The organism is Pseudomonas sp. R11F (genome assembly GCF_050312575.1).
GTDB classification, from domain to species: Bacteria; Pseudomonadota; Gammaproteobacteria; order Pseudomonadales; family Pseudomonadaceae; genus Aquipseudomonas; species Aquipseudomonas palleroniana.
This window is the reverse complement of record NZ_JBNPJU010000013.1, coordinates 37,919-59,181: the sequence shown is the minus strand read 5'-3', so window position 1 is coordinate 59,181 and position 21,263 is coordinate 37,919. Positions and strand designations below refer to the sequence as shown.

General features: G+C 58.4%; 20 protein-coding genes. 7 read left to right on the top strand and 13 right to left on the bottom strand.

Annotation, left to right across the window (positions count from 1 at the left end; all coding sequences use genetic code 11):
- Window positions 1–2: 2 nt before the first annotated feature.
- The 5 genes from ACQRBV_RS03415 to ACQRBV_RS03395 all read right to left on the bottom strand — a co-directional run bounded on the left by ACQRBV_RS03415 (window position 3) and on the right by ACQRBV_RS03395 (window position 6,439).
- Window positions 3–929, bottom strand: a complete 927-nt coding sequence (locus tag ACQRBV_RS03415) for a glutamate/aspartate ABC transporter substrate-binding protein (RefSeq protein WP_104995639.1) — start codon at window positions 927–929, stop codon at window positions 3–5.
- A 375-nt stretch (window positions 930–1,304) separates the two neighbouring features.
- A complete protein-coding gene (gene glpD, locus ACQRBV_RS03410; RefSeq protein ID WP_411985774.1) occupies window positions 1,305–2,843 on the bottom strand; it encodes a glycerol-3-phosphate dehydrogenase in 1,539 nt (512 codons plus the stop codon).
- Window positions 2,844–3,146: 303 nt separating this feature from the next.
- The gene (locus tag ACQRBV_RS03405) at window positions 3,147–3,902 is read right to left on the bottom strand and encodes a DeoR/GlpR family transcriptional regulator (RefSeq protein WP_060753940.1); all 756 of its coding nucleotides are present in this window, start codon (window positions 3,900–3,902) and stop codon (window positions 3,147–3,149) included.
- A 95-nt stretch (window positions 3,903–3,997) separates the two neighbouring features.
- Window positions 3,998–5,503 carry a glycerol kinase GlpK gene (glpK, locus tag ACQRBV_RS03400; RefSeq protein ID WP_090366489.1) on the bottom strand — a complete coding sequence of 502 codons (1,506 nt, stop codon included), beginning with the start codon at window positions 5,501–5,503 and terminating at the stop codon, window positions 3,998–4,000.
- A gap of 81 nt (window positions 5,504–5,584) precedes the next feature.
- Window positions 5,585–6,439, bottom strand: coding sequence for an MIP/aquaporin family protein (locus tag ACQRBV_RS03395; RefSeq protein ID WP_060753942.1), 855 nt, complete (start codon window positions 6,437–6,439; stop codon window positions 5,585–5,587).
- Between the two features lie 327 nt (window positions 6,440–6,766).
- On the opposite strand from ACQRBV_RS03395, the gene ybaK reads away from it, so the two are divergent.
- Window positions 6,767–7,237: a Cys-tRNA(Pro) deacylase gene (gene ybaK, locus ACQRBV_RS03390; RefSeq protein ID WP_060753943.1), complete on the top strand. Its 471-nt coding sequence runs from the start codon at window positions 6,767–6,769 to the stop codon at window positions 7,235–7,237.
- A 233-nt stretch (window positions 7,238–7,470) separates the two neighbouring features.
- Here ybaK and ACQRBV_RS03385 read toward each other — a convergent pair whose 3' ends face one another.
- Complete coding sequence (locus ACQRBV_RS03385) at window positions 7,471–8,577, bottom strand: ABC transporter ATP-binding protein (protein ID WP_411985775.1); 1,107 nt, start codon at window positions 8,575–8,577, stop codon at window positions 7,471–7,473.
- Window positions 8,574–9,494: an ornithine carbamoyltransferase gene (argF, locus tag ACQRBV_RS03380; RefSeq protein ID WP_090366486.1), complete on the bottom strand. Its 921-nt coding sequence runs from the start codon at window positions 9,492–9,494 to the stop codon at window positions 8,574–8,576. Before argF ends, ACQRBV_RS03385 begins: the two co-directional genes overlap by 4 nt.
- Before the next feature lie 434 nt (window positions 9,495–9,928).
- Between argF and ACQRBV_RS03375 the strand changes: the two genes are divergently transcribed.
- Both ACQRBV_RS03375 and grxD read left to right on the top strand, forming a co-directional pair.
- Complete coding sequence (locus ACQRBV_RS03375; RefSeq protein ID WP_411985776.1) at window positions 9,929–12,037, top strand: molybdopterin oxidoreductase family protein; 2,109 nt, start codon at window positions 9,929–9,931, stop codon at window positions 12,035–12,037.
- Window positions 12,038–12,123: 86 nt separating this feature from the next.
- Entirely contained in the window at window positions 12,124–12,462 is a 339-nt protein-coding gene (gene grxD / locus ACQRBV_RS03370) for a Grx4 family monothiol glutaredoxin (RefSeq protein ID WP_060753947.1), read from the top strand.
- 81 nt (window positions 12,463–12,543) lie between these two features.
- Here the strand turns inward: grxD and bfr are convergent, their stop codons facing one another.
- A complete protein-coding gene (bfr, locus tag ACQRBV_RS03365; protein WP_060753948.1) occupies window positions 12,544–13,014 on the bottom strand; it encodes a bacterioferritin in 471 nt (156 codons plus the stop codon).
- 201 nt (window positions 13,015–13,215) lie between these two features.
- Entirely contained in the window at window positions 13,216–13,434 is a 219-nt protein-coding gene (locus ACQRBV_RS03360; RefSeq protein WP_081086986.1) for a bacterioferritin-associated ferredoxin, read from the bottom strand.
- 244 nt (window positions 13,435–13,678) lie between these two features.
- Between ACQRBV_RS03360 and ACQRBV_RS03355 the strand changes: the two genes are divergently transcribed.
- On the top strand, window positions 13,679–14,281 hold the full coding sequence (locus ACQRBV_RS03355) for a peroxiredoxin (RefSeq protein WP_034096135.1): 603 nt from the start codon (window positions 13,679–13,681) through the stop codon (window positions 14,279–14,281).
- Between the two features lie 65 nt (window positions 14,282–14,346).
- On the opposite strand, the gene rnt is transcribed toward ACQRBV_RS03355, so the two are convergent.
- The gene (gene rnt, locus ACQRBV_RS03350; protein ID WP_060753949.1) at window positions 14,347–15,018 is read right to left on the bottom strand and encodes a ribonuclease T; all 672 of its coding nucleotides are present in this window, start codon (window positions 15,016–15,018) and stop codon (window positions 14,347–14,349) included.
- Window positions 15,015–16,061, bottom strand: coding sequence for a dihydroorotase (pyrC, locus tag ACQRBV_RS03345; protein WP_060753950.1), 1,047 nt, complete (start codon window positions 16,059–16,061; stop codon window positions 15,015–15,017). Before pyrC ends, rnt begins: the two co-directional genes overlap by 4 nt.
- 156 nt (window positions 16,062–16,217) lie before the next feature.
- On the opposite strand from pyrC, the gene ACQRBV_RS03340 reads away from it, so the two are divergent.
- The 3 genes from ACQRBV_RS03340 (at window position 16,218) to ACQRBV_RS03330 (ending at window position 19,742) form a co-directional block, all read left to right on the top strand.
- Window positions 16,218–17,126: a flagellar protein MotY gene (locus ACQRBV_RS03340; protein ID WP_411985777.1), complete on the top strand. Its 909-nt coding sequence runs from the start codon at window positions 16,218–16,220 to the stop codon at window positions 17,124–17,126.
- A gap of 142 nt (window positions 17,127–17,268) precedes the next feature.
- Window positions 17,269–18,486: an argininosuccinate synthase gene (locus ACQRBV_RS03335; RefSeq protein WP_025856870.1), complete on the top strand. Its 1,218-nt coding sequence runs from the start codon at window positions 17,269–17,271 to the stop codon at window positions 18,484–18,486.
- 623 nt (window positions 18,487–19,109) lie between these two features.
- Window positions 19,110–19,742 carry a response regulator transcription factor gene (locus ACQRBV_RS03330; RefSeq protein ID WP_060753953.1) on the top strand — a complete coding sequence of 211 codons (633 nt, stop codon included), beginning with the start codon at window positions 19,110–19,112 and terminating at the stop codon, window positions 19,740–19,742.
- 82 nt (window positions 19,743–19,824) lie between these two features.
- On the opposite strand, the gene ACQRBV_RS03325 is transcribed toward ACQRBV_RS03330, so the two are convergent.
- On the bottom strand, window positions 19,825–20,007 hold the full coding sequence (locus tag ACQRBV_RS03325) for a PA3496 family putative envelope integrity protein (protein WP_060753954.1): 183 nt from the start codon (window positions 20,005–20,007) through the stop codon (window positions 19,825–19,827).
- Between the two features lie 107 nt (window positions 20,008–20,114).
- Complete coding sequence (nth, locus tag ACQRBV_RS03320) at window positions 20,115–20,753, bottom strand: endonuclease III (protein ID WP_060753955.1); 639 nt, start codon at window positions 20,751–20,753, stop codon at window positions 20,115–20,117.
- Window positions 20,754–21,263: the final 510 nt, after the last annotated feature.

The window sequence follows — 21,263 nt, the reverse complement described above, 5'->3', positions numbered from 1 at the left end:
TATCAGATTTTTACGTCAGGTGCCGGCTTGTCGCTTGGGTTGGCGATCAGCTCCTTCACCTTCTCGCTCATCGGGAAGTTCAGGTTCAGGCCTTTCGGTGGGATCGGGCTTTCGAACCATTTGCTGTAGATCTTGTTGATTTCGCCGGACTTGAACAGGCCAACGATGGCGTCATCTACAGCTTTCTTGAACGCTGGGTCGTCTTTGCGAACCATGCAGGCATAGGCTTCGAAGGACTGTGGAGTGCCGGTAATGACCCAGTCATCCGGCTTCTTGGCCTTGGCTTCTTCACCGGCGAGCAGGGCGTCGTCCATCATGAAGGCAACGGCGCGGCCGCTTTCCAGCATCTGGAAGGATTCACCATGGTCTTTGGCGGAGATGACGTTCATGCCCATCTGCTTGTCGGCGTTCATCGCCTTGATGATGCGCTCGGACGTGGTGCCGGCGGTGGTCACGACGTTCTTGCCTTTCAGGTCGGCAAAGTCAGCGTAGGACGGCTTGCCATCCTTGTCTTTCTTGACCAGCAGGCGGGTGCCGATTTCGAAGATGTTGACGGTGAAATCAACTTGCTGAGCGCGTTCGGCGTTATTGGTGGTGGAGCCGCACTCGAGGTCCGCGGTGCCGTTCTGGATCAACGGGATACGGGTTTGCGAGGTGACCAGGTTGTACTTGACCTTGAGGTCGGGTTTGTTCAGGTCTTTTTTCAGGGCTTCAACCACAGCCAGCTGAACGTCGTGGGAGTAGCCCACAGGTTTGCCCGAACCATCCGCAATGTAGGAAAACGGGATGGAACTGTCGCGGTGCGCGAGAGTGATGGTGCCGGAGTCATTGATTTTCTTCAGTGTGCCGGTGAGTTCGGCGGCGAAAACTGGAGTGCTGATCAGAGCAGCAGCGATAGCTGCGCCCAGGATATGGGGAACGATGCGCATCAATACTTCCTCGACATTTGTTTTTTTTATAAAGCCGGCTAAACGGCTCTCTTGTACAGCGAATGCCCGTGACGGCTCCTGAAGCGTCTCAGGCAATCCTCAGGGAGTGTAGAGCATGAGTCGTGCCAGACCAGAAATAAAAGGTTAACTGCATGATTTATATGATGATTAACTTTGTGTGACGGCAAATATGTAACCGTCGGATCCGGCAAACCGAATAGGTTGGAGTGTCGCGTTCGGAAAACCGAATGCAATGGGGAGGGCATGTAGGACCAGACTCGTTCGCCAATAGGCGCAAAAACGCCGCGTTCATTCTGGATAAACGCGGCGTTCTCAGGTTTTTCGCGAGCGGGCTCGCTTCTACGGGATGGAGGGTCAGGCCGCCTGGGTCTTGCTGCGGTTCTGCTCAACCTGGGAGAGGTAGCGTTGCAGGTTGTCCTGTTCTTGCGCGGTGGTGAACAGGCCCAGTTTGGTCCGGCGCCACAGCACGTCCTGCGCTTGTGTCACCCACTCTTCGGCGCACAGGTAGTCGACTTCGCGGGTGTACAGGCCACCACCCAGGTGCTCGCCCAGGTCGGCCGGCGATTGCACACCCTCCAACAGGCGCCAGGTGCGGCTGCCATACGTGGTGGCCCAGCGTTGGGCAAGCTCGCTCGGTACCCAGTCGAATCGGCTGCGAATGGCCTCGGCCAGCGCTTGTGGCGTGGTCATGTTTTCGCCGCCGGGCAGGCTGGCCGTTACGGTCCAGCTTGGACGCATCTGGGTGAAGAACGGCGCCAGTTGTGCCATCGCCGACTCCGCCAACTTGCGGTAGGTGGTCAGCTTGCCGCCGAATACCGACAGGATCGGCGCTTCACCATTGCCGCCGGACAGTGCCAGGGTGTAGTCGCGGGTGATGGCCGACGGGTTATCCGACTCGTCGTTGCACAGCGGGCGCACGCCGGAATACGTGTGGACGATGTCGTCGCGGCTCAGTTGCTTCTTGAAGTGAGCGTTGACCACCTTGAGCATGTAGTCGGTTTCACCTTCGGTAATCGCCACTTTAGCCGGGTCGCCGGTGTATTCGCGGTCGGTGGTGCCGATGATGGTCAGGTGGTCCAAGTACGGAATGGTGAAGACGATACGCTGGTCTTCGTTCTGCAGGATATGCGCGTGGGCGCCTTCGTACAGTCGCGGCACGATCAGGTGGCTGCCCTGGATCAGGCGGATGCCGTAAGGCGAATCCAGCTTCAGGTCGTCCTTGATGAACTTGGCGACCCAGGGGCCTGCGGCATTCACCAGCGCACGGGCGCGGATCGAGAACAGACTGCCATCGGCACGTTCCATATTCATTTCCCACATGCCGTTGCTGCGACGTGCACTGACGCAACGGGTCTGGGTATGGACATGGGCGCCTTTCTCGCGGGCGGCCATGGCGTTGAGTACCACGAGGCGGGCGTCATCCACCCAGCAATCGGAATATTCGAAGCCTTTGGTGATTTCGCTTTTCAGCGGGCTGTCAGGGCCGAACTTGAGGCTTTTGGAGCCTGCAAGTTTTTCACGCTTGCCCAGGTGGTCATACAGGAACAGGCCGGCGCGAATCATCCACGCCGGGCGCAAGTGCGGGCGGTGCGGCAACACGAAACGCATGGGCTTGACGATGTGCGGCGCCTTGGCCAACAGCACTTCACGTTCAGCCAGGGCTTCACGCACCAGGCGGAACTCATAATGTTCCAGGTAGCGCAGGCCACCGTGAATCAGCTTGCTGCTGGCAGACGATGTGTGGCTGGCCAGGTCGTCCTTTTCGCAAAGGAATACCGACAACCCGCGCCCGGCTGCGTCTGCTGCAATGCCGACGCCATTGATCCCGCCACCGATTACGGCAACGTCATAGACTTCGGCAAGCGGTGGAGCAGGCAAGGTGGAAGGAGTCATCGGCTGGCCTCGCGATCTTTTCGTCTTTGAATTCGAACATTAATGTTCATTTGCGAAAATGGTAGCTGATAAACGCGCGCGCAGCCACCCGAGTTCGATTGAAAAAACTCATCGAAGGGCGGGGAAAGGAAAATTTGTGAACATGAAGGCAGTCTGTAGTGAGCGAGCTTGCCTCGCGCTGGGCTGCGGAGCGGCCCTAACCCAGCCACCGCATGTCTGTCTGGAAGATTGCAGTGGACCTAATGGGGCCGCTTCGCAGCCCAGCGCGAGGCAAGCTCGCTCACTAAAGGTTATTTGTAGTTTTCAGACGACTTCCAGGCGAACCTTGTGCTGGTTCAATAGCTGCACCAACGCCGGTACCGGTTGCTGGTCGGTCACCAGGCAATCCACCAGGCTGATTGGCCCCAGTCGAATCATGGCATTGCGCCCGAATTTGCTCGAGTCCGCCGCCAGGATCACTTGGCGCGCATTGGCGATGATCGCCTGCGAAACCCGCACTTCCTGATAGTCGAAATCCAACAGGCTGCCGTCTTCGTCGATGCCGCTGATGCCGACCAGGGCAAAATCGACCTTGAACTGGTTGATGAAGTCGACACTCGCCTGGCCCACGACACCGCCGTCGCGGCGCACATTGCCACCGGTCAGCAACACATCGAAATCGTCCTTGGTGCTGAGCATGGCGGCGACGTTGAGGTTGTTGGTGATGATTTTCAGGTGGTTGTGATTGAGCAGCGCACGGGCTATGGACTCGGTGGTGGTGCCAATATTGATGAACAATGAGGCATGGTCGGGAATCTGCGCGGCGATGGCTTCACCGATGCGCTGTTTCTCATCGCGCATCTGGTCGGCACGCATGGCGTACGCGGTGTTCTCGACACTGGAGTCATAGGCCGCGCCGCCGTGGTAGCGGCGCAGCAGATTGGCGTCCGCCAGCTGGTTGATATCGCGGCGGATGGTTTGCGGGGTGACAGCGAACAGCTGCGCCATTTCCTCGATACTGACGTAGCCGCGTTCGCGGACCAGTTCGAGGATTTGTTGTTGGCGGGGAGGCAGATTCATGGGGCGTCCTTTGGGCTGCCATACAAAAGTGGCCCATGATGACGCAGCAAGCGGCTCCCCGCCAGTTACAACCCGATTTGGGCTCGGTACCTGGCTTATTCAGCGCCTTCGTGAGGCTCCCAGTCGCGGGTGCGGCTGACCGCTTTTTGCCAGCCGGAGTACAACTTCTCCTTGGCTGCCTCATCGAGCTGAGGTTCGAATTCGCGCTCGATCACCGCTTTACCGCGCAACTCGTCCAGGCTGCCCCAGAAACCGCACGCCAGGCCTGCCAGGTATGCCGCACCGAGGGCTGTGGTTTCGCGCATTTGCGGGCGCTCGACCTGAGTGCCGAGGATATCGGCCTGGAACTGCATCAGGAAGTTGTTGGCCACTGCGCCGCCGTCCACGCGTAGGGCCTTGAGGCGTTCGCCCGAGTCCTGTTGCATGGCGTCGAGAACGTCGCGAGTCTGGTAGGCAATCGACTCCAGGGCTGCACGAATAATGTGGTCCACGCGTACGCCACGGGTCAGGCCGAACAGTGCGCCGCGTGCATAGGGGTCCCAGTATGGAGCGCCCAGGCCGGTGAAGGCCGGTACCAGGTATACGCCGTTGCTGTCCTTGACCTTGCCGGCAAAGTATTCGGTGTCGTGGGCGTCGTTGATGATTTTCAACTCATCGCGCAGCCACTGCACGGTGGAGCCACCATTGAATACCGCGCCTTCCAGGGCGTAGGCCACCTCGCCGCGCGGGCCACAGGCTATGGTGGTGAGCATGCCGTGCTTGGACTTCACGGCTTTGTCGCCGGTGTTCATCAGCAGGAAACAACCGGTGCCGTAGGTGTTCTTGGCTTGACCGGCTTCTACGCACATCTGGCCGAACAGGGCGGCTTGCTGGTCACCGGCGATGCCGCCGATGGCAATGCCACTTTTGGTGCGGCCGTAGATTTCCGAGGAAGATTTCACTTCCGGCAGCATTTCCCGCGGGATGTCCAGGATCTCCAGCATCTTCGCATCCCACTCCAGGGTGTGGATGTTGAAGAGCATGGTGCGCGAGGCGTTGGTGTAGTCGGTAACGTGGGTCTTGCCGCCGGTAAATTTCCAGATCAGCCAGCTGTCGATGGTGCCGAACAGCAGCTCGCCGGCGCGGGCACGCTCGCGGCTGCCTTCGACGTTGTCGAGGATCCACTTGAGCTTGGTGCCGGAGAAGTACGGGTCGGTCACCAGGCCCGTGGCGTCGCTGATGTATTGCTCATGGCCATCGCGCTTGAGCTGCTGGCAGATCTCGGTGCTGCGGCGGCACTGCCAGACGATCGCGTTGTAGATCGGGCGGCCGGTGATTTTGTCCCATACCACGGTGGTTTCACGCTGGTTGGTGATGCCGATGGCGGCCACCTGATCATGGTGCAGGCCAGCCTGGGCCAGTGCCTCGACCATCACCGCGCTTTGGGTGGCGAAGATTTCCATCGGGTCATGTTCGACCCAGCCAGCCTGTGGGTAATGCTGAGCGAATTCACGCTGGGCGGTGCACACCACGTTGGCGTCGCGATCGAAAATGATCGCCCGCGAACTGGTGGTGCCCTGATCAAGGGCAATGATGTAGTTCTTGTTCTGAATGTCGGTCATGTCGATTGCCTTGGACGAAAATAAGGAAGTTATTAACCAGCCTGGGCCGCAAAAAGGGCAGTGGGCGCCAGGCCGGCGCTATCAGGAAATATGCGTCTTGCCGTTGACAGCCGTGTCAGTTGTTTCAGAAACAGTGGGGGCGGCGCTCGGCAGGTGACGGGCAATCAACCCGCGATAGGCAGCAGCGCCGAGGCATGCGCCAACGATTGGTGCGAAAATCGGCACCAGGAAGTAAGGAATATCGCGACCACCGGTGAAGGCCATTTCACCCCAACCGGCGAAAAAGGTCATCAGCTTGGGGCCAAAGTCACGTGCCGGGTTCATCGCAAAACCGGTCAGCGGGCCCATGGCGCTACCGATCACCGCAATCAGCAGGCCGATCAGCAGAGGTGCCAGCGGGCCGCGTGGCAAACCGTTGTTATCGTCAGTCAGTGCCATGATCACACCCATCAGGATCGCGGTGATGATCATCTCTACCAGGAACGCCTGGGCTGTGCTCAGCAGCGCATGGGGGTAGGTGGAGAACACCGACGCCAATTCCAGGCTGGCCTGGGAGCCGCGAACCATATGGTGGGTTTGTTCGTAATCGAAAAACAGGTTGCTGTAGAGCGTATAGACCAACGCGGCGGCGCAAAACGCACCGGCGATCTGGGCCAGGATATAGAAGGGCAGTTTGCGCTTTTCGAAATCGGCAAAGATGCACAGGGCGATGCTGACTGCCGGGTTGAGGTGAGCCCCGGAAATGCCGGCACTCAGGTAGATCGCCATACTTACGCCGACCCCCCAGATAATGCTGATTTCCCATAACCCGAAGCTGGCACCCGCGACCTTGAGCGCAGCCACACAACCGGTACCGAAGAAGATCAGAAGCGCAGTCCCCAGGAACTCGGCCATGCATTGGCTCGAAAGTGAAGGCTGTTGAAGAGCAGTTGTCATGGAAAACCTCTGTTTTTGTTGTTGTCTGTTGTCTCGTCGCAATGGGCGAGCGTCGACTTTTACCGTGGAAAGGATCCCCATCCTGACTCGCGGTCTACTGCTCGAGTGCTGCGGGTGGTATTCCTGCAGTATTCGTAAACGAAAAAATATAGACAAGAATGACGCCTGTCAAAGGTCGAAAGTGAACTATTGGTCATTTTCGAACTATTGGTGTGGTGAATGATCATGCCAGGCGCGTTGCACATGGGTTATCTCAGGGGCGCACTAGAGCGTTTTGCATGGACTTGGCCTAGAATTGGCCATCAGTTTGCCCAGCCTGGAGCGCTCATGACCCCCGCATTGGACCTGTTGAAAAAAGTTCGCGCCGAACATCGCATTCACAGTTATGAACATGACCCCAAGGCGGCGTCGTATGGTTTGGAGGCCGCGGAAAAATTGGCGCTCGACCCGGCGCAGGTATTCAAGACGCTTCTGGCCAGCAGCGAGAAAGGTGAGTTGCTGGTGGCGGTGGTGCCGGTCGTCGGAAGTCTGGATTTAAAAGCCCTGGCCCACGCCGCAGGGGTGAAAAAAGTCGAGATGGCGGACCCGGCGTCGGCGCAGCGCGCTACCGGTTACCTGTTGGGCGGAATCAGCCCTTTGGGCCAGAAAAAGCGTTTGCGCACGTTCATCGATGTAACGGCACAACCGTTTGCGACGATTTTTGTCAGTGCAGGCAGGAGGGGCTTGGAGGTTGAGCTACCGGCGGCCGTACTGGCTGAACATACCCAGGCCAAATTCGCCGAAATTGGCCGGGCATGACCTAATGCTCGTCAATTAAGAGAACCTGCCGCGACCAAAGTCTGTAGTGAGCGGGCTTGCCCCGCGCTGGGTGGCAAAGCCACCCCAAATCCAGTCACCGCGATCTTCCTGAAACACCACGGCGTCCTTGTTGGGGCGGCTGCGCCACCCAGCGCGGGGCAAGCCCGCTCACTACAGACGATGTGTTCTACATCCCACCCTTTAACTGACTGGCATTAGGGCGTGACCGGTCGTTACGCCGGGTTGTAGCGGCGTACGCCGGCGTTGGCGTGCGGGACCTGCGCGGCAACGCTGCCTGACGCCTGGAACAGCACCAGATGTTCAGCGGCAACACGAATGCCCACATCTGCCCCGACCCGGTGATCGGCATGGCTGGGGAAGATCGACTCCAATTGAGCGCCCGTTGGCAACTGCAAGCGGTACAAGGTCGAGGCACCGAGGAAGGTTTTGCCGACAATCCGCGCTTTCAACGGGCTGTCCGGTGCATAAACGATGTCATCCGGGCGCAGTAATACGTCCACTGCGCCACCTGTAGGCCAGGTATAGGCACGCTTACCGCGCAAGTCGCCCAGTTCGGTGCTGACCGATTGCGGCGAACTCAGCTGGCCGCGAATGAAATAGCCTTGGCCGACGAAGCTGGCCACGTAAGGTGTCTGCGGCTGGTGATAGAGGTTGTAGGGCGTGTCCCACTGTTCAAGGCGACCCTCTTTGAAAACCCCGACCTGATCACTGACGGCGAAAGCTTCTTCCTGGTCGTGGGTGACCAGGATCGCACTGGTGCCGCGTGCCTTGAGGATGTCACGCACTTCATGGCTGAGCTTGCGTCGCAGTTCGCCGTCGAGGTTGGAGAAGGGTTCGTCGAGCAGCAAAAGCTGCGGCTCCGGCGCCAGGGCGCGGGCGAGGGCGACCCGTTGCTGTTGGCCACCGGAAAGCTCATGGGGAAAGCGCTGGCCCAGGCTTTTCAGGTTGACCAGTTCGAGCAGCTCGGCGACCACGCGGTCTTTTTGCGGGTGTTTGCGAATGCCGAAGGCGATGTTGTCGGCCACGCTCAGGTGCGGAAACAGTGCGTAGTCCTGGAACACCATGCCGATGCGACGCTTCTCGGGTGCCAAGGTGAAACCTGCACTGGAGATGACTTCGCCGGCCAGGCGGATTTCACCTTCGTGCACCGGTTCAAACCCGGCAATCGCACGCAGGGTGGTGGTTTTGCCGCAGCCCGAGGAGCCCAGCAAGCAACCGATGTCACCTGCATTGAGGTGCAGGTTGAGGTTCTGCACCACCCGTTGAGCTTGATAGCCGCATGCCAGATTGTGCAGGTTCAGCAGAAGACTATGACTCATGCGTGGTGATACGCCGGCTCAACCAGGAATTCGAGCAGGGCTTTCTGCGCGTGCAGACGGTTTTCGGCCTGGTCCCAGGCGACCGAGCGAGGGTCGTCGAGTAAGTCGAGGCTGATTTCTTCGCCACGGTGAGCCGGCAGGCAGTGCATGAACAGGACGTCCGGCGCAGCCAGGTCGAGCAGGGCGCGGGTGACCTGGAAGGGTGCGAACAGGGTCAGGCGCTTGGCAGTTTCTTCTTCCTGGCCCATGGAGGTCCAGACGTCGGTACTCACCAGGTGCGCACCGATCACCGCATCGCGCGGGTTGCGCACGATGGTGACGCGGTCACCCGCCTGCGCAAGGAAGCGCGCATCCGGCTCGTAGCCTTCGGGGCAAGCAATGCGCAGTTGGAAGTCGAACTGGATCGCCGCTTCTATATAGCTGTTGCACATGTTGTTGCCATCGCCGATCCAGGCCACTGTCTTGCCCTGGATAGCGCCGCGATGCTCAAGGAAGGTTTGCATGTCGGCCAGCAATTGGCAGGGATGCAGGTCATCGGACAGGCCATTGATCACCGGTACACGGGAGTTGGCGGCAAATTCAGTCAATGTGCTGTGGGCGAAGGTACGGATCATCACCGCATCGAGCATGCGCGACATGACGATGGCGCAGTCGCTGATCGGCTCACCCCGTCCCAGTTGGGTATCACGCGGCGACAGGAAGATCGCCTGGCCGCCCAGTTGGATCATGCCGGCTTCGAAGGACAAGCGGGTGCGTGTCGAGGACTTTTCGAAAATCATCCCGAGTACGCGGTTTTTCAAGGGCTCAAACAGTACGCCGCGGTTACGCAGGTCTTTAAGCTCAATGCCTCGACGGATCACGCTGACCAGCTCTTCGGGCGTGCAATCCATCAGGGAGAGAAAGTGCCTTGCGCTCATCATTAACTACCTTTTTGCAACAGACCGCAGATACTCAAAGCCTTGTTTATTGTGACAACGGGCGAGACCTGCGGCGAAAGCCGCACGGGGCGACGAAATAGGGGAAGGCGCGATATTGACATTAAATGTCGCGTCTTACCAATAGGGCTACGGTTTTATGGGTGTTCAAGAAGGGCGCGAAGGCGCTTTTGAAGCCTGATTCTTCACAGCAGTAGGGCCTTTGTACACTGGCGTTGCAGCCTTTTGCAATGCGCGAGGGCGGGCCCAGGCCAGGCTGTGTCGGTTTCAGAGGGGGCATACGCAGCTTGTAACATTTGCTCATGCTTACCCCCATGGCTGGGCCTGATAGCCGTCGATTCACACGGCGAACGGTGCTGGCAGCGCTGGGGGGCTGGGTCCATAGTCTGGCCAAAGCCCTTATAAAGAGACTGGCCATGACCAAGACTCTCCACCACCGAGCCTGCCATCTGTGTGAAGCCATCTGCGGGCTGACCCTGGAAACCACCCTGGCCGACGACGGCCACCTGGCGATCACCTCGATCAAGGGTGACCCGCAGGACACGTTCAGCCGCGGGCATATCTGCCCCAAGGCCGTGGCGCTGCAAGATATCCAGAATGATCCCGACCGTCTGCGCCAACCGATGCTGAGGGTGGGCAGCGAGTGGCAGCCGATCTCGTGGGAGGAGGCATTCACACAGGTCGCCGAGCGGCTGGCCGGCATCCAGGCCCGGCATGGGCAGAACGCAGTGGCGGTGTATCAGGGCAACCCCAGCGTGCACAACTACGGGCTGATGACCCACAGCAACTACTTCCTCGGCTTGCTCAAGACGCGCAATCGGTTCTCGGCGACCTCGGTGGACCAGTTGCCCCACCATCTCACCAGCCACCTCATGTACGGCCACGGCCTGCTGTTGCCGATCCCGGATATCGACCACACCGACTTCATGCTGATCCTCGGCGGCAACCCGCTGGCGTCCAACGGCAGCATCATGACCGTGCCGGATGTAGAGAAGCGACTGAAAGCCATCCAGGCGCGTGGCGGCAAAGTGGTGGTGGTCGACCCACGGCGCAGCGAGACGGCAGCGATAGCTGATCAACACCTGTTCGTGCGCCCGGGAGGGGATGCAGCGCTGTTGTTCGGAGTGCTCAACACGCTGTTCAGCGAGAACCTGACCCGCGCCAGTCATTTGCCGGTTGAGGGGCTTGAGGAGGTGAGGCGCGCGATCGCCGGGTTCAGCGCCGACGCCATGAGCCGTCAATGTGCAGTGCCGGCCGAGCAGATTCGCCAATTGGCGCGGGACTTTGCCGCCGCCGACAGGGCCGTGTGCTATGGGCGAATGGGCGTTTCGACCCAGGCCTTCGGCACGCTGTGCCATTGGCTGGTGCAACTGATCAACCTGGTGACCGGCAATCTGGACCGTGTCGGCGGTGCGCTGTGCACCACCCCGGCGGTGGACCTGGTGGCGTCCACCGGCGGCGGGCATTTCAACCGTTGGCAGAGTCGGGTTTCCGGGCGTCCGGAGTACGGTGGTGAGTTGCCCGTGTCGGCATTGGCCGAAGAAATGCTGACCGAAGGCGAAGGGCAGATCCGTGCGCTGGTGACGGTGGCAGGCAATCCGGTACTGTCGACGCCCAACGGCCGCCAGTTGGAGCAAGCGCTGGATGGCCTTGAGTTCATGCTCAGCATCGACCTTTACATCAACGAAACCACGCGCTATGCCGACCTGATCCTGCCGTCCACCTCGGCGCTGGAGAACGACCACTACGACACCACCTTCAATATGTTCGCCGTGCGTAACGTCACCCGTTTCAATCGCGCGATCCTGCCCAAGCCTGAAGGCGCCTTGCATGATTGGGAGATCTTTGTCGGCCTGGCCAAGGCCTTTGCCACGCGGACCGGTGTGGCGCTCAAGCCGACCATGGAGCCCGCGCAGATGATTGATTTCGGGTTGCGTGCCGGCGTGTACGGCGATGCCTCCAGCCACAAATTGTCGGTGGCGATGTTGGTCGATCATCCCCATGGCGTGGACTTGGGACCGCTCAAGCCCAATCTTGCGGCGCGCCTGAAAACCGCGAATGGCCAGGTGCAGGCGGCGCCCGTCGTGATCCTGGCGGATCTGGCGCGCTTCGCGGCACAGCCGGTGCCCATGGCCGATGAGCTGCTGCTGATCGGTCGCCGGCACGTACGCAGCAATAATTCCTGGATGCATAACTATCACCGCCTGGTGAAAGGCAAGCCTCGCCACCAGTTGCTGATGCATCCCGACGACCTTGCCCGGCGCCAGTTGAGTGATGGTCAGCGGGTACGCGTCAGCTCGCGTATCGGCATGGTCGAAGTGGAGGTGCTCGCCAGCCTGGACATGATGCCCGGGGTGGTCAGCCTGCCCCACGGTTGGGGCCATGGCCGCCCCGGGGTACAGATGACCATCGCCAGCGGGCAGCCAGGGGCCAGTGCGAATGACTTGACCGATGAACGGCAGTTGGATGAGTTATCCGGGAACGCCGCGCTGAACGGGGTGCCCGTGCGGGTGGCGGCGGCTTAAGCTGCCTGAGCACCACGCTGGAATTTTGCGTTACAATGCGTCACCGTGCCGACCTGTGAGTCGCGAAGTTCCTGCAGAGGTGTTCCATGGATATCATCGAAACGATCAAAGAGCAGATTGCCAACAACACCATTCTGCTTTACATGAAGGGCGCGCCAAACGCTCCTCAGTGCGGTTTCTCCGCGAAGGCTTCCCAGGCCATCATGGCGTGTGGCGAGAAATTCGCTTACGTGGATATCCTGCAAAACCCTGAGATCCGCGCCAACCTGCCGAAATACGCCAACTGGCCGACGTTCCCGCAACTGTGGGTAGCCGGTGAGCTGGTCGGCGGCAGTGACATCATCGTTGAGATGGCGGCTGATGGTTCGTTGCAAACGCTGATCAAAGATGCAGCGGCAAACGCAGCAGCCAAGACTGACGCTTGATGCTCTTGTAGAAAGTCCTGCAATAAAAAGCCCCGCTTCTCGTGAGAGAGCGGGGCTTTTTTGTACCTGCGTACGAAGGGCTTATTCGCCCATCTGCGATTGCAGGTAGTTTTCCAGGCTGACTTTGTCGATCAGGCCCAGTTGGGTTTCCAGCCAGTCGATATGCTCTTCCTGATCTTCCAGGATGTCTTCCAGCAGTTCACGGCTGCCGAAGTCACCCTTGCTTTCGCAATGTGCAATGGCAGCCTTGAGGTCGCTGTGGCTCTTGTGTTCGAACTTCAGGTCGCTGCGGATCATTTCCTGGGTGTGTTCGCCGATGTTCAGCTTGCCCAGGTCCTGCACGTTCGGCAGGCCTTCCAGGAACAGGATGCGCTTGATCAGGGCGTCCGCATCCTTCATGGCCTTGATGGATTCCTTGTATTCACGCTTGCCCAGCTTTTCCAGGCCCCAATCGTCATACATGCGTGCATGCAGGAAGTACTGATTGATCGCGACCAGTTCATTGGCAAGGATTTTATTGAGTTGCTGGATGACTGAGATGTCGCCTTTCATGACTGGGGTCCTGCCCTGTAATTGCTGTGTATAGGGCGGAGTTTGAGCGGCCAATTACAGGGTGTCAAACCTAAGTTATTGAATAATAAATGAAAATTAATAGGAATAAGAATGTTTGTGTTCCGCGTCTTGGCGCTAACTAATTGAATTACGGGCATAAAAAAACCGGACACTAAGTCCGGTTCTTCAAAATATGCTGATTCAAGCGTGTGTAAATTCTGCTGAATAGGGGAGCGCGCCCTGGGCTGTCTGCAACTGCGTCAGGGTTTCCCGTACCACCTGCTTGGCCAGGCACGCACATTTTCCGCACTGGCTGGCAACGCCGGTGGTTTCGCGTACTTCCTTGTAGCTGCAGCAACCTTCGTAGATTGCTTCGCGGATTTGTCCGTCGGTGACGCCAGTGCAGAGGCAGACATACATAAGGGAGAACCGTCGCAGGTTTGAGGCTTAAGTGCGGTGGATCTTAATGTTAACGAGAATGATTGTCAAAGTAGAATCTTAGGGTCCGTTACTGGCACTGCGCCCGCACTGACGAACGGTTTTTTCAGTGTATGATGGTCGGTCTTCACGAAGCGTGACTGCGTCACAGGGCTGTCGTCGGAATGCGGCAGACTCGCGACCGGTCCTTTTACTTCAATCGTCACCCCACATCAGGAGATACCCCATGAGCGTACTCGTCGGTAAACAAGCCCCGGATTTCGACGTACCTGCCGTCCTCGGCAACGGCGAAATCGTAGACAGCTTCAAACTGTCTGAAGCCATCAAAGGCAAATACGGCCTGGTGTTCTTCTACCCGCTGGACTTCACCTTCGTCTGCCCTTCGGAGCTGATCGCTCTGGACCACCGCATGGACGATTTCAAGGCGCGCAACGTTGAAGTGGTAGCCGTTTCCATCGACTCCCATTTCACCCACAACGCTTGGCGCAACACTGCCATCAATGATGGCGGTATCGGCAAAGTCAAATACACCATGGCTGCCGACATGAAGCACGAGATTGCCAAAGCCTACGACGTTGAGTCCGAAGGCGGCGTGGCTTTCCGTGGCGCATTCCTGATCGATGACAAGGGCGTCGTGCGTTCGCAGATCATCAACGACCTGCCGCTGGGCCGTAACATGGAAGAGCTGATCCGTCTGGTTGACGCTTTGCAATTCCACGAAGAGCACGGCGAAGTTTGCCCTGCCAACTGGAAAAAAGGCGACAAAGGCATGAACGCTTCGCCAGAAGGCGTTGCGGCTTACCTGACCGAGAACGCAGGCAAGCTGTAAGCCAGAATCGCGGTACAAAAAAACCGGCCTGAGAAGGCCGGTTTTTTTATGTGCGGGGTATGACTTCAGTCGTTGAAGTCTTCCCAGCCGCCCATGTCTTTCCAACGGTTGACGATGCCGCAGAACAGCTCGGCGGTCTTCTCGGTGTCGTAGCGTGCCGAGTGGGCCTCGCGACCGTCAAAGTCGATACCGGCTGCCTGGCACGCCTTGGCCAATACCGTCTGGCCGTAAGCCAGGCCGGCGAGCGTTGCCGTGTCGAAGCTGGAGAACGGATGGAACGGATTGCGCTTCATGTCCAGCCGCGCCACGGCGGCGTTCAGGAAGCCCAGGTCGAAGCTGCTGTTGTGCCCCACCAGGATTGCACGCTTGCAGCCATTGGCCTTCAGCGCCTTGCGTACGCCACGGAAGATATCGGTCAGTGCCGCTTCTTCACTTACAGCCATGCGCAGCGGGTGGTCCAGCTTGATGCCGGTAAATTCCAGGGCTGCCGCTTCGATGTTGGCGCCTTCGAACGGCTCGACACGGAAGAAGTGGGTGTGCTCCGGGTACACGAAACCCTGTTCATCCATGCCGATGGTGGTGGCGGCAATTTCCAGCAGCGCGTCGGTGGCGCAATTGAAACCACCGGTTTCTACGTCGATGACAACCGGCAGATAGCCGCGAAACCGCTCGGCCATCGGGTGACGGGAGCCGCCGCCACTGTGCTCGTGTTCGTCGTCGAAATGGTCTTCACTCACGTGTTTTCCTCCAGCAGGCGCCAGCGCAGTGTTTCACCGGCGCGCAGCGGGATGACAGTCAGCTCGCCGAACGGCAGGCTGGCAGGGGCGGTCCAGTCTTCACGGACCAGGGTAATACGGTCGGTATTCGCCGGCAGGCCGTAGAAACGCGGGCCATTGAGGCTGGCGAAGCCTTCGAGCTTGTCCAGGGCATTACGCTGTTCGAACGCTTCGGCATACAACTCGATCGCCGCATACGCGGTATAGCAGCCGGCACAACCGCACGCGGCTTCCTTGGCGTGCTGGGCGTGGGGGGCGGAGTCGGTGCCGAGGAAGAACTTCGGGTTGCCGCTGGTCGCCGCATCCAGCAAGGCCACCTGGTGGGTGTTGCGCTTGAGGATCGGCAGGCAATAGAAGTGCGGCCGAATCCCGCCTACCAGCATGTGGTTGCGGTTGTAGAGCAGGTGGTGGGCGGTGATGGTAGCGCCGACGTTGGCCGAAGCCTCGGTGACGAACTGCACGGCGTCGGCTGTGGTGATGTGTTCGAACACGACCTTGAGGGTCGGGAACAGCTCGACCACCCGGCGCATATGCTCGTCGATGAAAATCTTTTCACGATCGAATACGTCGACATCGCCACGGGTGACTTCACCGTGGATCAGCAACGGCATGCCGACTTCGGCCATGGCTTCGATGGCCGGCAGGATCTTGTCGATACTGGTCACGCCGGAATCGGAATTGGTGGTCGCGCCCGCCGGATACAACTTGGCGGCATGCACGAAACCGCTGGCTTTGGCCTGGCGGATCTCGTCAGGTTGGGTGCGGTCGGTCAGGTAGAGCACCATCAGCGGTTCGAAGCGGCTGCCGGCCGGCCGTGCAGCGAGGATACGCTGGCGATAGGCATCGGCTTCGGCGGCATTACGCACCGGCGGTACCAGGTTAGGCATGATGATGGCGCGGCCGAACGTGCGCGCGACATCAGCCACAGTTTGGGGTAACGCAGCACCATCGCGAAGATGAATATGCCAGTCGTCGGGACGCAGCAGGGTCAGGCGGTCGGACATTGGGGATTCCAGGCGGGTCAATCTGGTGGGAATGCTACCGGAAAAGACTCTTGCAGGCACTCGCTATCAAGTTTTGCAGGATGCGACCGATATCCCCGGGTATGCCTTAACGATGTATGACGCTTTGAAGTGTTGTAGAAACCAGTGGAGCCTCCCGTGCGCCAGCATTATCTAGCCCTGCTCAGTGCGTTCGCCAGCCTGCCTGTGATGGCCCTCACGTTCCAGACACGCCTGGAGAATATTGAGTGGAAGGTGGAGGGCGATCAGTTCGAGTGCCGTCTGACCCAGCCGATCACCGATTTCGGCTCTGGTGAGTTCGTGCGCCGGGCCGGCGAGCAGGCGACGTTTCGTCTGAAAGCCTTTAACGGGTCGCTGGGTGCCGGTTCAGCTACCTTGTTGGCCGCCGCTGCTCCCTGGCAACCCGGCCGCGGTGATATCAACCTGGGTGCCGTGCGGGTCGGCAGCGGCGACGTGTTGTTCAATAGCTCCCAGGCCCAAGCCGGTCGTCTGTTCAGTGGTTTACTGGAAGGGCGTAGCCCAACCGTGCGGCATTACGCGCGTGAAGGCGGCTATTCGGAAATTCGCCTGCTGCCGGTGAAGTTCAGCAAGGCCTACAACGATTATCAGTTGTGCACCGCAAAGTTGCTGCCGATGAATTACGATCAGGTCAAGCAGGCCGAGGTCGGGTTCCCTGGCGGTGGTATCGAGCTGGATGCGGCGGCCAAGAAAAAGCTGTCGGTGATTCTTGCGTTCATGAAAGCCGATCCCACGGTCAATCATATCGAGTTGAACGGCCATTCCGATAACAGTGGCAACCGCCTGACCAACCGCGATGTGTCGCGGCGTCGTGCGCTGGCAGTGATGGACTACTTCAAGGCCAACGGTATTCCAGAATCGCAAATCACCCTGCGTTTCCACGGCGAAAGCTACCCGCTGGCGCCCAACACCAATGCGGCCAACCGTGCGCGCAACCGTCGCGTGAATATCCAGCTTGAACGGGTCGCGGCGCCCGAGAAGCCGGCGCCTTCGACCGCAGCCCCAGGCAACCCCGCGCATATTTCATAAAGCGCGCTCATAAGGTGCGACCATCGGTCGCCCGCTCGACATAATCTGTCGCTTTATCTTCATTTGCTGTCGCGCCTCTGTAAATTCACGGTTTTGGTCGGTAGAATCGACGCCTTTCCGTACAACCCCGTGGAGTGATGGCATGGCCGACGTAAACAAGGTCGTTCTCGCGTATTCCGGCGGCCTGGACACTTCGGTGATCCTCAAGTGGCTGCAGGATACTTATAACTGTGAAGTGGTGACCTTCACCGCTGACCTGGGTCAGGGCGAAGAGGTCGAACCTGCACGTGCCAAGGCGCAAGCCATGGGCGTGAAAGAGATCTACATTGACGACCTGCGCGAAGAATTCGTCCGCGATTTCGTCTTCCCGATGTTTCGCGCCAACACCGTCTACGAAGGCGAGTACCTGCTGGGTACTTCGATCGCGCGTCCGCTCATCGCCAAGCGTCTGATCGAAATCGCCAATGAAACCGGCGCCGACGCCATTTCCCATGGCGCCACCGGCAAGGGCAACGACCAGGTCCGTTTTGAACTGGGCGCCTATGCGCTCAAGCCCGGCGTAAAAGTGATTGCACCTTGGCGCGAATGGGACCTGCTGTCCCGTGAAAAGCTGATGGATTACGCTGAAAAGCACGCAATCCCGATCGAGCGTCACGGCAAGAAGAAATCCCCGTACTCGATGGACGCCAACCTGCTGCACATCTCCTACGAAGGCGGCGTGTTGGAAGACACCTGGACCGAGCACGAGGAAGACATGTGGCGTTGGACCGTCTCCCCGGAGAACGCGCCCGACAAGCCGCAGTACCTGGAACTGACTTACCGCAACGGCGACATCGTCGCGCTGGACGGCGTTGAAATGACCCCGGCCACCGTACTGGCGACCCTGAACCGTATCGGTGGCGAACACGGTATCGGTCGTCTCGACATCGTTGAGAACCGTTACGTGGGCATGAAGTCCCGCGGCTGCTACGAAACCCCTGGCGGCACCATCATGCTGCGTGCTCACCGTGCCATTGAGTCCATCACCCTGGACCGTGAAGTGGCACACCTCAAAGATGAGTTGATGCCCAAGTACGCCAGCCTGATCTACACCGGCTACTGGTGGAGCCCTGAGCGTCTGATGCTGCAACAGATGATCGACGCTTCCCAGGTCCACGTGAACGGCGTTGTGCGCCTGAAGCTGTACAAGGGCAATGTGATCGTCACCGGTCGCAAGTCCGATGAGTCGTTGTTCGACGCGAACATCGCCACTTTCGAAGAAGATGGCGGCGCCTACAACCAGGCGGACGCGGCAGGCTTTATCAAGTTGAACGCATTGCGCATGCGCATCGCGGCCAACAAAGGTCGCTCGTTGTTCTGAGTGATTCGCCCGCAGTGAAAATGGCCCCTTGCTCAAGGGGCCATTTTTTTTGCCTGTTATTTTTAACCGGAGTGAAGTGTTTAAAGTTATAAACGCCTGTTGATAGTTTTGTAGTTGGCGATTTTTATTTCGTTTGATTTGCTCCAGGGATAATTGAATTTTGTAGGGGGAATGAATTTTTTACACCTGAACAGGAACTAGCCTTACAGGAAATTCACTCACAAAAGTACAGCGAAGCCATTTGGCGCTGAAACGTCTGTAGGAATTTTGGGTGTAAGAAAATATGTTAAATGGAACTAAAGCAGTCGATTTTTTTATGCCGGCTTTCCCGTGTACAGGCAAGAGGCAAGGGGCATTTGCTGAAAGGTGTGTGCGCCGCGTTTACCGCATGCCCCATACCCGCTGGAGATTTCACTCAAAATATGTAAAAGCCCGGAAAGGTCTGAAAGGTCTTATAAAACTCGACACATCCGAGTTGTTGGTTTTTTGTAGGTTAATTCTTATATCGTTGTGGGTTGGGTCTCTGCTTGCTGTTGCTCGGGGGGTAACGCTATGCCAACTATGAAACGACTAGGCTATTGTGCTTGCTCTAAATAATTCGAACAGCGAAATTGGACTTTCTCATGAATAAAGTGCTGATCGTGGATGATCATCCCGTCATTCGTCTTGCTGTGCGCATGCTGATGGAACGTCATGGTTATGAGGTCGTTGCCGAGACTGATAACGGTGTCGATGCCTTGCAACTTGCACGGGAACATACGCCGGACATTGTCATACTGGACATCGGAATTCCCAAGCTCGATGGGCTGGAAGTCATCTGCCGGCTGGCTTCAACCAAACAACCTGCACCGTTCAAGGTGTTGGTACTGACATCCCAGGCCCCGGGGCATTTTTCCATGCGCTGCATGCAGGCTGGGGCGGCCGGTTATGTGTGCAAGCAGCAGGACCTGACCGAGTTGTTGAGTGCCATCAAGGCGGTGCTTTCCGGCTACAGCTATTTTCCGAACCAGGCGCTTAATTCGGTGCGCTCCACCATGGGCAACGCCAGCGAAGCTGACATGGTCGAGCGCTTGTCGGGGCGAGAGATGATGGTGCTGCAGCAACTGGCCCGGGGCAAGACCAACAAGGAGATTGCCGACGGTATGTTCCTGAGCAACAAGACCGTCAGCACCTATAAGACCCGTTTGCTACTCAAGCTCAATGCCCGCTCCCTCGTCGACCTGATTGAACTGGCCCAGCGCAACGGGCTGGTATGAGTTAAGACATTCCACCGCTCCGGCATTCGTATACCGGCAAAAAAGCCTCCGTCAGGGAGGCTTCCGGTCGTTCACGAGTCGATCAGAGATCGAAGTCGTAATCGGCCAGCTGTTTTTGCAAGCGTCGCTCTTCCAGAAGATTGTCGATAGTGCGGCGTTTGCTCAAATTGGTCTTGGCCACCTCTACAACAGGGGCATCTCCTTCGTCATCCGCCTCTGCAATGAGGTCGTCTTCTACATCCAGTTGTTCTTTGCCAGTGCTCATAAGGTTAACTCCAGGCTAAGACTGCCGTTGGCGCTCCTTATAACGATAATCCATGATCGGGTAAAAAAGATTTTTTCAATCGATTGATTGCAAAAACTAATGATCACTCAATCGTCGGACGTCTTGTCCTTGTATTCGCACAGGTCTTCGATGCGGCAGCTCCCGCAGCGTGGTTTGCGGGCCTGGCAGACATATCGCCCGTGCAGGATCAGCCAGTGGTGGGAATCGAGCAAATACGGCTTGGGCACGAACTTCATCAATTGTTTTTCCACCTCCACCACGTTTTTGCCGCGAGCAATCCCGGTACGGTTGCTGACGCGGAAGATATGCGTGTCCACCGCCATGGTCAGTTGCCGGAATGCCGTATTGAGTACGACGTTAGCGGTTTTTCGGCCCACACCGGGGAGCGCTTCCAGCGCTTCACGGGTTTGCGGCACTTCACTGCCATGCAGTTCAATCAGCAGGCGGCAGGTCTCAATGACGTTCTTGGCCTTGCTGTTGTACAAGCCGATGGTCTTGATGTATTCCGACAGACCGTCCACGCCCAAGGCGTAAATGGCCTCCGGTGTATTGGCCACCGGATACAGTTTGGCCGTGGCCTTGTTGACGCCAACGTCTGTGGACTGAGCCGAAAGGATCACCGCAATCAACAACTCGAACGGCGACGAGTAGGCCAGCTCGGTTTTGGGTTCGGGATTGTCTTCGTGAAACCTGCGGAAAATTTCCAGGCGTTTGGCAGCGTTCATGGGGCGGGCGTTTCCTTGCAAGCGGGCAGCATAGTGTTCAAAGGTGGGGGGCCGGGTCGTGCAGGATAAACCATCATCCGCACACCCGGCAGCGTCTGTCGCGGCTTAAGCGCCGGTACGCGCGTTCACTTGGCGCTGTGCCTCGTCCAGCTTGTGCTGTGCGGCGTCCAGCTCAGTCGCGCTGCAGCCAGGTTGGCGTTGTAACTTGCTGACCTCGGCCCGGGCATAGGCCAAGGCGGTTTTCAACTGGCGCAGTTCTGCGTCGATGGGGCGTTTTTCTACGCGCTGCAAGTCGGGCCTGGGTTGCTCGCTGTCATTCTCAGCGTCATGCAAGGCTTGCTCGGCGCTGACCAGCGCTGCGCTCAAGGTTGCCAATTGCTGTTGGTCAGCGTTCAGGTCCTGGGCTTTTTTCAGTTCGGCGCGACGCATTGCCAGTTGGATTTTTGCGCGCTTGAGCGCTGGGTCTTTTTGACTCGGCAGCGCTGTCGGGCTGGGGACCTCCAGGGCCGC

Coding starts and splice junctions, on each gene's coding strand:
- ACQRBV_RS03415 (WP_104995639.1), bottom strand. CDS start 929: ATGCGCATCGTTCCCCATATCCTGGGCGCAGCTATCGCTGCTGCTCTG.
- glpD (WP_411985774.1), bottom strand. CDS start 2,843: ATGACTCCTTCCACCTTGCCTGCTCCACCGCTTGCCGAAGTCTATGAC.
- ACQRBV_RS03405 (WP_060753940.1), bottom strand. CDS start 3,902: ATGAATCTGCCTCCCCGCCAACAACAAATCCTCGAACTGGTCCGCGAA.
- glpK (WP_090366489.1), bottom strand. CDS start 5,503: ATGACCGACATTCAGAACAAGAACTACATCATTGCCCTTGATCAGGGC.
- ACQRBV_RS03395 (WP_060753942.1), bottom strand. CDS start 6,439: ATGACAACTGCTCTTCAACAGCCTTCACTTTCGAGCCAATGCATGGCC.
- ybaK (WP_060753943.1), top strand. CDS start 6,767: ATGACCCCCGCATTGGACCTGTTGAAAAAAGTTCGCGCCGAACATCGC.
- ACQRBV_RS03385 (WP_411985775.1), bottom strand. CDS start 8,577: ATGAGTCATAGTCTTCTGCTGAACCTGCACAATCTGGCATGCGGCTAT.
- argF (WP_090366486.1), bottom strand. CDS start 9,494: ATGAGCGCAAGGCACTTTCTCTCCCTGATGGATTGCACGCCCGAAGAG.
- ACQRBV_RS03375 (WP_411985776.1), top strand. CDS start 9,929: ATGACCAAGACTCTCCACCACCGAGCCTGCCATCTGTGTGAAGCCATC.
- grxD (WP_060753947.1), top strand. CDS start 12,124: ATGGATATCATCGAAACGATCAAAGAGCAGATTGCCAACAACACCATT.
- bfr (WP_060753948.1), bottom strand. CDS start 13,014: ATGAAAGGCGACATCTCAGTCATCCAGCAACTCAATAAAATCCTTGCC.
- ACQRBV_RS03360 (WP_081086986.1), bottom strand. CDS start 13,434: ATGTATGTCTGCCTCTGCACTGGCGTCACCGACGGACAAATCCGCGAA.
- ACQRBV_RS03355 (WP_034096135.1), top strand. CDS start 13,679: ATGAGCGTACTCGTCGGTAAACAAGCCCCGGATTTCGACGTACCTGCC.
- pyrC (WP_060753950.1), bottom strand. CDS start 16,061: ATGTCCGACCGCCTGACCCTGCTGCGTCCCGACGACTGGCATATTCAT.
- ACQRBV_RS03335 (WP_025856870.1), top strand. CDS start 17,269: ATGGCCGACGTAAACAAGGTCGTTCTCGCGTATTCCGGCGGCCTGGAC.
- ACQRBV_RS03330 (WP_060753953.1), top strand. CDS start 19,110: ATGAATAAAGTGCTGATCGTGGATGATCATCCCGTCATTCGTCTTGCT.
- ACQRBV_RS03325 (WP_060753954.1), bottom strand. CDS start 20,007: ATGAGCACTGGCAAAGAACAACTGGATGTAGAAGACGACCTCATTGCA.
- nth (WP_060753955.1), bottom strand. CDS start 20,753: ATGAACGCTGCCAAACGCCTGGAAATTTTCCGCAGGTTTCACGAAGAC.